An 8,557-nucleotide genomic window follows, 5' to 3' on the forward strand; every position below is an offset into this window, starting at 1 on the left:
ATGCACCTGGGAGCCACGCTGCGCCTGCTGCGGGTGGACGCGGGCCTGTCCCTGCGCGACCTGGCGCGCCGCATCGGCGTGTCCAGCGCGTACCTGAGCCGCGTGGAGAACGGCGTGGACGCGCCGCCCACGCAGGAGCGGCTGACGGCCATCGCCCGGGAGCTGGACGTGCCCCCGGCGCTGCTCATGGACGTGGCCAACCGGGTGAGCCCGTACGTGGCGGGCTACCTGGAGGACGTGCCCGCGGCGGGGACGCTGCTGCTGGACATCGCACGGCGCAAGCTCACCGGCGCTCAGCTGGCGCGCGTGCGGGCCTTCCTGGACGCGGAGTTCCCCCTGCGCGAGGTGCGCGGCGACGAGCCCGTGCCCCCGCTGGCGCCGCTCCTGTGCGCGGAGCGGGTGGTGGTGCAGCTGTCCTGCGGGGACTACGAGGACGCGCTGGACGTGGCGGCCGGGCGGCTGGCGTCCGCCCTGCCCGGCGTGGACGCGGCGAAGCTCGCGGAAGGGCTGCGCCAGCGCGAGGGCGAGGCCCCCTCCCAGGTGGGCAACGGCGTCGCGGTGCCGCACGCGTTCGTGGCGGGAGCGGCCCCGGTGGCGGCGCTGGTGACGCTGGCCCGGCCCCTGAAGGTCGACGCGCCGGACGGCCAGCCCCTGCGGCTGGTGGTGGCGCTGGTGGACGGCCACGTGGGCCGCGCGCGGCTGATGCGGCTGGCGCACGTGGCGAGGCTCGCGGGGCGCGGGCTGGCGGACCGGCTCCAGGGCGCGGAGGAGGCGCAGCGGGTGCTGGAGACGCTGGAGGAACTGGAAGCGCTGCGCTGAACGCTTCCATCGCGCCTCTCAGGGCCCCTGGGGCGGCACCCAGTGCTCCCAGGGCCCGAGGTCGCGGAAGCCCAGGTGCCGGTACACGCGGATGCCCGCCGGGGTGGACTGGAGCACCGTCGCGGTGCACCCGCGCTGGCGCGCCCCGGAGATGAGCCCCCGCATCACCGCCGACGCGAGCCCCATGCCCCGGGCCTCCGGGTGGGTGGCCACCAGGTACACGCCCGCGGTGTCCGCCACGTCCACCGCCAGCCCGCAGGACAGGGCCTTGCCCTGCTCGCGCGCCACCACCGTGTGCACCGGCACGGGGAGCGGCGGCCGCTGCCAGACGGCGAGGATGTCCCGCCACTCCGCGCCGTAGGTCTGGAGGTTGATGTCCACCAGGTCGCCCATGTCCTCCACGGTCTCCACGGGCACCCCGGGCGCCGCGTCCGGCAGTTCGTGCAGCCAGGCCCCCATGGCCACGACGGTGAAGTCCGGGCGGTAGCCCCGGGCGCCCAGCACCCGCGTCGCGTCCCGCTGGCCCGGCGTCAGGGTGACGCGCCAGCGCGGCAGCCCCAGCCCCCGGTAGAAGTCCGTCAGGGCCGGCAGCGCGGCGGCCAGCGCGTCCGCCTCCGTGAAGAGCACCTGCTGGAAGTGCGCGTCCTGGTACGACGGCAGGGCGAACGCGTCCACGCCGGGAAGCTGGAGGTGGCGCAGCGAGCCGCGTTCGGTCTGCAGGCGCTTGAAGGCGATGAGGTTGGTGTGAAGTCGAGAAGTGAGTTCGGCATCCGTCATGCGGGCCGGCAGCCTATTCGCGGGGACGACGGCCAAAGAACAGCCCCGGAGGAAAGGACGCGCGCACCGTGCGCCAGGGGGTTAGGTTTCCACCCTTTTCGCCCCTGCCCATGACCCCGCGCTTCTTCTCGTTCGATCCGCGTCCCACCCGAATCGCCCTCGTCCTGGGCGCGTGCCTCCTGGCGGTCCTCACGGCCTGGGCCCTGGCGGACTACCGGGGCGGCGGAGGGCTCGTCGCCATGGCGCGGGCCGGCATCAGCGCCGGCCTGATGCTGACCTTCCTCGTGTCCGTCCACCGCCTGCGCCCCCGCGCGCAGTGGGGCATCACCCTGGACAGCGCGGGCGTGCGGGTGGCCCGGCCCTTCAGTGGCCAGCCGCTGGAATTGCACTGGGGCCAGATTGATTCCGTGCGCCGGGTCGGCCGCAAAGGGAGCGTGCTCGGGCTCTTTCTGAAGGAAGAGGGAAGGGTGCTCGTGACGCGACATCTTTTCGCCCGCAAGGCTGTTTATGAGGAGTTGATCGCGGCGCTGGAGGACCGCCTCCCGCCTCCGCGTTTCGACGCCTGATTCATGAATCTTTCCGCAGCCTTGCGCGGGCTCCCGAACCTTGTCCGGGATGCCCGGTGGTGGTAGGCACAGCAGGCACAGCCCTGTCGCAACGGCAGCCTTTCCCAAGGACACGCTTCACATGGAAAAGACCCCCGCTACCGGTGTCGCGCCGGCCGCGCCGCCCGCCGATTATGGGACGGACGCCATCACCAAGCTCGAAGGGCTTGAGGCCGTCCGCAAGCGCCCCGGCATGTACATCGGCGACACGATGACCTACGGGCTCCACAAGCTCGTGTACGAGGTCGTCGACAACTCGGTGGACGAGGCCCTGGCCGGCCACTGCACGGACATCGACGTGGTCATCCACGTGGACGGCTCGCTCAGCGTCCAGGACAACGGCCGCGGCATCCCCGTGGGTCCGCACCCCGACCCCAAGTTCAAGGGCAAGGACACGCTGGAAGTCGTCCTCACGGAGCTGCACGCCGGCAGCAAGTTCGGCAACGGCGCGTACAAGGTGTCCGGCGGCCTGCACGGCGTGGGCGTCACCTGCGTGAACTTCCTGTCGGAGTGGTTCAAGGTCCGCATCCAGCGCGCCGGCAAGGTCTACGAACAGTCCTACGCGCGCGGCGTGGCCAACGGGGCCCCCCAGGAAGTGGGCACCACGGACAAGCGCGGCACGATGATCCACTTCAAGCCTGACACCCAGGTCATGGAGACGGTGGACTTCAACTTCGAGACGCTCAGCCAGCGTCTGCGCGAGCTGGCGTTCCTCAACGCCGGCCTGCACATCACCATCCGCGACGAGCGCACCCAGAAGGAGCACGACTTCAAGTTCGAGGGCGGCATCTCCTCCTTCGTGGAGTACCTCAACAAGGCGAAGGAAGCGCTGCACGACAAGCCCGTCTTCATCAAGACGGAGCGCGAGGGCGTGTCGCTGGAAATCGCCATGCAGTGGAACGATGGCTACGACGAGCGCATCTTCACCTTCGCCAACAACATCAACACCCACGAGGGTGGCAGCCACCTGTCCGGCTTCAAGGCCGCGCTCACGCGCACGCTCAACAGCTACGCGGAGAAGGGCAGCCTCTGGAAGGACCTGAAGGAGACGCCCACCGGCGAGGACGCGCGCGAAGGCCTGTCCGCGGTCATCTCCGTGAAGCTCTCCAACCCCCAGTTCGAGGGCCAGACGAAGACGAAGCTGGGCAACAGCGAGGTGAAGGGCCTGGTCGAGCAGATGGTGAATGATCAGCTCGCGTCCTTCCTGGAGGAGAACCCCCCGCTCGCGAAGAAGGTCGCGGCGAAGATTGGCGACGCGTGCCGCGCCCGCCTCGCCGCGCGCAAGGCCCGTGAGACGGTGCGCCGCAAGGGCGTGCTGGACGGCGGCGGCCTGCCCGGAAAGCTCGCGGACTGCCAGAGCCGCGACCCGCACGAGAGCGAGCTGTACATCGTGGAGGGTGACTCCGCAGGTGGCTCCGCGAAGCAGGGCCGGGACCGGCGCAACCAGGCCATCCTCCCCCTGCGCGGCAAGATCCTGAACGTGGAGAAGGCGCGCTTCGAGAAGATGCTGACCAGCGCCGAAATCGTCACGCTCATCACCGCGCTGGGCACGGGCATCGGGGCGGAGGACTACGACCCGGAGAAGGCGCGCTACCACCGCATCATCCTGATGACGGACGCAGACGTGGACGGCAGCCACATCCGCACGCTGCTGCTCACGTTCTTCTACCGGCAGATGCGTGAGCTCATTGACCGGGGCTACGTCTACATCGCGCAGCCGCCGCTCTACAAAGTCACGCGCAACAAGAAGGACAGCTACGTCAAGGACGAGCGCGCGCTCAACGAGTACCTCCTGAAGATCGCCGCGGAGCACTGCCGGGTGAAGACGCCCACGGGCGAGCTGGGCGGCGCGGACTTCAAGGCGCTCCTGGAGAAGGTCATCACCTACGAGGAGCGGCTGGAGAAGCAGGCCAAGCGCCGCGACGCGCGCCTCGTGGATGCGCTGGTGCAGGCCACCAACCTGCGCGCGGACCTGCTCGCGGACGAAGCGGCGGTGGAGGCGGAGCTGGCCACCATGCGCGACTACTGCCAGCGGCGCATGCCGGACGTGATGGGCCGGCTGTCCATGCGGCTGGAGCAGGACACGGAGCACACGTCCAAGAAGCTGGTGGTGATGACGGACGTGAACGGCTCCATGCGCGAGTCCGTGTTCGACCACGCCTACCTGTCCTCGCCGGAGTACCTGGAGCTCGTCGCCCTGCGCGAGGTGTTCCACTCGCTGGGCAAGGCGCCCTACCTCGTCCAGGTGGACGCGGGCGAGGTGACGGCGTTCTCCGTGCAGGAGGTGCTGGCCGCGGTCCGCAAGGACGCGCAGAAGGGCCTGGGCCTGCAGCGCTACAAGGGTCTGGGAGAGATGAACCCGGAGCAGCTCTGGGAGACCACCATGGACCCCACCCGCCGCACGCTGCTCCAGGTGCGGGTGGAGGACGCGGTGGAGAGCGACGACATCTTCTCGCTGCTCATGGGCGAGGCGGTGGAGCCCCGCCGCGAGTTCATCGAGCGCAACGCGCTGGACGTGCAGAACCTGGACATCTGAGGTCCGCACGCCGCACCTGAAGCCTCACGCCGGGCCCCGGGTCGAAAGACCCGTGGGCCCGGTGCCGTTTCTCGGCTCCGCGCCCACGTGCCCTTCCCATCCTTTTCGAGCCGGGCCGCGGATGCAGCACGGCGGCCCCCATGAGCCCTTACGGAAGGAACCTTGCGACCAGTGACCAGCGCGAGGACGCCCCCGCGCGCATGTTGAGGACGGCGGTGATGCCGATGACGCCCGCCATGGCGGCGATGTTCGCGATGCCTCCCACGTCCAGCGCCTTCATCGTCTTCGCGGCCTTCTCAGGCGTGCCCAGGGTGGGCGTCAGGCCCGTCTCCACGGGGACGGCGCCCTCGGGGGCCTGCTTCGCCAGGAAGGCCCCGCCGAAGATGTTCGCGGCGCCCAGCGCCACGGTGGCGCCCAGGAGCACGTCCTTCGCGATGACCAGCCCGCGCGTGGTGGGGTCGATCTCCCGGCCCGTCAGCTTCGAGCGGCCCACCAGCCAGGTGATGGCCGCCAGGCCCACGGACGCGGCGTTCACGATGTTGAAGCCGTTCCACGCGGCGTTCACCACCTGCCCGCGCTCCGCCTTGGAGCCAATCACCTTCACCGCGGGATTGAGGGCCACCTTGCCGAAGAGCGAACCCCCGAAGCCGGCGGCGAGCCCCAGGTTGTGCAGCACCAGGCCGGTGGAGGAGAGGACAGGCATCATGAACGGACTCCATGGGAGAAGAAGTGGATGTCCGTGAGGGTAGGCACTGCCCTCCTGCGCGGGAGCAGCGCGTCAGGGTGAGCCGGGTGTTGGATCAGACGCCCGCCTTCGGGGCGTCCTTCCAGGCGGGAGCCCGGCTGCCCGGCTGCTACCGCTCGGAACTCTTGGCCCCGCGCAGCGCTTCCGCGCGGTCCTTGCGGGACATGTTCGTCACGTCGACGATGTCGAAGTCGAGCGCGCCCTCGTTGTCCCCCAGCTGGAGGTCGGGGAAGACGCAGCGCAGGTCCTGCACGCCGGACACCTGGTAGCGCTTGCCCGTCTCGAAGAGGCGGTGCGAGCTGCGCACGGACCCGGGCTTGGGGCCCTTCTCCACGCACAGCACGGTGTGCACGCGGCCATTGGAGCCGGAGCGCACCTCCGCGAAGTCGTCGCGCACGGTGAAGGCGTAGGTGGACTTGGGGTTGAGGCCGCGCAGCTGCATCTGGTGCTGGGGCTTCACCTGCAGGGCGTTCTTGTCGGCCTCGAAGAGCACCGAGCGGGGCGGGATGTACGCGGACTGCCGCAGGTGCACGCGCACGGCGCCGCGGTTGTCCTCGGGGCCGGTGTCGTCCAGGGCGAAGAAGTGGAGCTTCTTCGCGCCCTTGAGGGTGCGCGGCGCGCTGCTGACGAAGCCCACGGCGTTGTCGGCCGGCACGTCGCCCTCCGCGTAGTACACGAGCGTCCCGGACGCGTTGCCGTCGCCCTCCGCGAACGCCGCGCTGCCCTCCGTCCACACGGAGTAGGCGGCCCCGGGCGACACGTCGATGGTGGCCGTCGGGTACTCGGGCAGCGGCAGCGCGTTGTACCGGGGGCGCAGCACCAGCAGGCGCGTGGGGTAGTCCACGCGGCGCATCTCCCGGTCCTTGTCGTTGGCCAGCGGGTCCTCGCCGGCCGCGACCGCCGCGGCGGCCCCCGCGTCGCTGGAGGCCAGGCCCCCATCCGCCTCCGTGGAGGTGCCCGCGTCCGCATCCAGGGAGGGGGCCACGGCGGCGACCGCGCCCGTGCCCGCGTCCGCGTCCGGGGACGGAGCGCCCGCGTCGAGCGCGGTGGCGGTGGGAATCTCCGACGCCATCTGGGTGGTGCCGGGCGCCACCTCCAGCTCCGCCTTGAGGTGGACCTCCGGCTGGTTGGGGGTGAAGCGCCGCGTCCAGGCGCGGTAGCCCGGCCGGGTGACGACGATGGTGTGGGGCGTGCGTGGATCCGCGCCGATGACACGGTTGGGCGTGTTCCCCACCGTCCGGCCGTTGACGACGACGGCGGCCCCTTCCGGCTTGGAGGTGATCCACAGGATGACGGGCTCGCCGGAGACCTCGGAGACCTCCGGCGGGGACAGGAAGTGGATCAACAGGCCGATGAGGAGGACCGCGGCGGTGACGCCGAACACGCCGATGCTCAGCTGCCGCACCTGCTTCACGCGCTTGCGCTCGCGCTCGGCGGACTCGGCGGCCAGCTTCTCCCGGGCGTCATCCGCGGTGGTGCGGGCCCGGGGGCCCTCCTTCTCCTCGGGCTCCGGCGCCTCCGTCGCGATGGCCGTCTCCACCGGCGTGTCATGCGGCGCGGCCAGCGTGGGCAGCGCCTGGGGCATGGCGGTGGGCTCCGTGCCGGAGTCGGTGTCCGGCTCGGGCGTCAGCTCCGGAGGCAGGGGGCGGCGGCCGGTGCCGGTGTTCTCGCGGGTGGTGCCCCCCGGTGTCACGCGGCGCACGCCGGTGGTGCTCTTGCGCACGGCGGTGGCCTGGGTGGACGAACGGCGCACGCCGCCATCGCTCGCGGGGCGCAGGCCGGGGGCGCTGCCGGAGGGCCGCACGCCGGGGCTGGAGGGGCGCGACACGCCCGGGCTGGACGGGCGGGCCCCGCCGGGGGTGCCGGCGTTGGAGGCCCTGCCGCTGCTCACGGGCATCCGCGCGCGGCCCTGCGAGGGCTCCGAGGACGGCGACTGCCACGCGGCCAGCTGCTCCTTGAAGCCGGGCGGCAGCTCCACCTTGCGTCCCTCGGAGGCCAGCTCCTCCGCGAAGAGGTACGTCATGAGCTGGCTCAGCATCGTGGGCGTGAAGCGGGGCGTCTCCCGGTAGAGCATCTCCACCAGCGACTCGCTCAGGTCCTTCGCCGTCTGGAAGCGCGCCTCGCGGTCCACCGCCATGGCGTGCGCGACCAGCGTCTCCAGCTCCTCGCCAATGCCCGGGTTGACGGCGGACGGGGGCAGGCAGTCGCCCGTGATGATGCGGGGCAGCACGGTGACGAACTCGCCCTCGAAGGGGCGCCGGCCGCAGAGCATCTCGTAGAGGACGATGCCCGCCGCGTACACGTCCGTGCGCGCGTCCAGGTCCTGCCGGCCTTGCGCCTGCTCCGGGGAGAAGTACGGGTACTTGCCCTTGAGCGTGCCCGGCGACGTCTTGGCCTCCACGGCGCTCGTCGCCTTGGCGATGCCGAAGTCGATGACCTTGACCTCGCCCTCGTAGGAGATGAGGACGTTGTCCGGGGACACGTCGCGGTGGACCAGGCCCAGCAGCTGGCCGTCCTCGCCCACGTGGCGGTGCGCGTAGTCCAGGCCCTCGCACAGCTTGCTGGCGATGTGCAGCGCCAGCGGCTGCGGGAAGAAGCCCACGCCCGCGCGCGAAGCGCGGCGCAGCACCTTCGACAGGGGCTGGCCGTGCACCAGCTCCATGGCGATGAAGTACTGCCCGTCCACCTCTCCGAAGTCGAAGACCTGCGCGATGTTCCCGTGCGTCAGGCCCGCCACGAGGCGCGCCTCGCTGATGAACATCTCCACGAAGTCGTGGTCATCCACGAAGTGCGGGAGGATCTGCTTGATGACGCAGGGCTTGGTGACGCCCATCGCGCCCGTCATACGCGCGCGGTAGGTGACCGCCATGCCTCCCGCGGCAAGCTTGGAGACCAGGACGTACTTGCCGAATTGCTGGGGACTGGGTTCTGCCACGGGCGGGAGGCGGGGCCGGGATTGGGGAAGCCCCAGCATACTCGCCTTCCATCGAAAGTCCCGGGCGCGCTCGCATGGCATGCGAAGATTTCGCTCCCGGTGCTGGCCAGGGAGGGGGAGGCGTCCTGGTGGGTCGGAAC

Annotated in this window: 6 protein-coding genes; 3 read left to right on the forward strand and 3 right to left on the reverse strand. The window is 71.0% G+C overall.

The features are described from left to right. The gene (locus tag D7W81_RS16090; RefSeq protein WP_120556261.1) at nucleotides 1-819 is read left to right on the forward strand and encodes a helix-turn-helix domain-containing protein; all 819 of its coding nucleotides are present in this window, start codon (nucleotides 1-3) and stop codon (nucleotides 817-819) included. A gap of 18 nt (nucleotides 820-837) precedes the next feature. On the opposite strand, the gene D7W81_RS16095 is transcribed toward D7W81_RS16090, so the two are convergent. Continuing rightward, nucleotides 838-1,596, reverse strand: coding sequence for a GNAT family N-acetyltransferase (locus D7W81_RS16095; protein WP_120556262.1), 759 nt, complete (start codon nucleotides 1,594-1,596; stop codon nucleotides 838-840). A gap of 110 nt (nucleotides 1,597-1,706) precedes the next feature. On the opposite strand from D7W81_RS16095, the gene D7W81_RS16100 reads away from it, so the two are divergent. Both D7W81_RS16100 and gyrB read left to right on the forward strand, forming a co-directional pair. Continuing rightward, nucleotides 1,707-2,162: a hypothetical protein gene (locus tag D7W81_RS16100; RefSeq protein WP_120556263.1), complete on the forward strand. Its 456-nt coding sequence runs from the start codon at nucleotides 1,707-1,709 to the stop codon at nucleotides 2,160-2,162. A gap of 121 nt (nucleotides 2,163-2,283) precedes the next feature. After that, a complete protein-coding gene (gene gyrB / locus D7W81_RS16105; protein ID WP_120556264.1) occupies nucleotides 2,284-4,737 on the forward strand; it encodes a DNA topoisomerase (ATP-hydrolyzing) subunit B in 2,454 nt (817 codons plus the stop codon). A 148-nt stretch (nucleotides 4,738-4,885) separates the two neighbouring features. Here gyrB and D7W81_RS16110 read toward each other — a convergent pair whose 3' ends face one another. Both D7W81_RS16110 and D7W81_RS16115 read right to left on the reverse strand, forming a co-directional pair. Continuing rightward, the gene (locus D7W81_RS16110; protein ID WP_120556265.1) at nucleotides 4,886-5,443 is read right to left on the reverse strand and encodes a hypothetical protein; all 558 of its coding nucleotides are present in this window, start codon (nucleotides 5,441-5,443) and stop codon (nucleotides 4,886-4,888) included. Between the two features lie 148 nt (nucleotides 5,444-5,591). Then, nucleotides 5,592-8,351 carry a protein kinase domain-containing protein gene (locus D7W81_RS16115; protein WP_438503361.1) on the reverse strand — a complete coding sequence of 920 codons (2,760 nt, stop codon included), beginning with the start codon at nucleotides 8,349-8,351 and terminating at the stop codon, nucleotides 5,592-5,594. Nucleotides 8,352-8,557 lie beyond the last annotated feature (206 nt).

Source organism: Corallococcus aberystwythensis, from assembly GCF_003612165.1.
Taxonomy (GTDB): Bacteria; Myxococcota; Myxococcia; order Myxococcales; family Myxococcaceae; genus Corallococcus; species Corallococcus aberystwythensis.

Bases quoted from the DNA above. Each gene is read 5' to 3' on its own strand.
- D7W81_RS16090 (WP_120556261.1), top strand. From the start codon at position 1: ATGCACCTGGGAGCCACGCTGCGCCTGCTGCGGGTGGACGCGGGCCTG.
- D7W81_RS16095 (WP_120556262.1), bottom strand. From the start codon at position 1,596: ATGACGGATGCCGAACTCACTTCTCGACTTCACACCAACCTCATCGCC.
- D7W81_RS16100 (WP_120556263.1), top strand. From the start codon at position 1,707: ATGACCCCGCGCTTCTTCTCGTTCGATCCGCGTCCCACCCGAATCGCC.
- gyrB (WP_120556264.1), top strand. From the start codon at position 2,284: ATGGAAAAGACCCCCGCTACCGGTGTCGCGCCGGCCGCGCCGCCCGCC.
- D7W81_RS16110 (WP_120556265.1), bottom strand. From the start codon at position 5,443: ATGATGCCTGTCCTCTCCTCCACCGGCCTGGTGCTGCACAACCTGGGG.
- D7W81_RS16115 (WP_438503361.1), bottom strand. From the start codon at position 8,351: ATGGCGGTCACCTACCGCGCGCGTATGACGGGCGCGATGGGCGTCACC.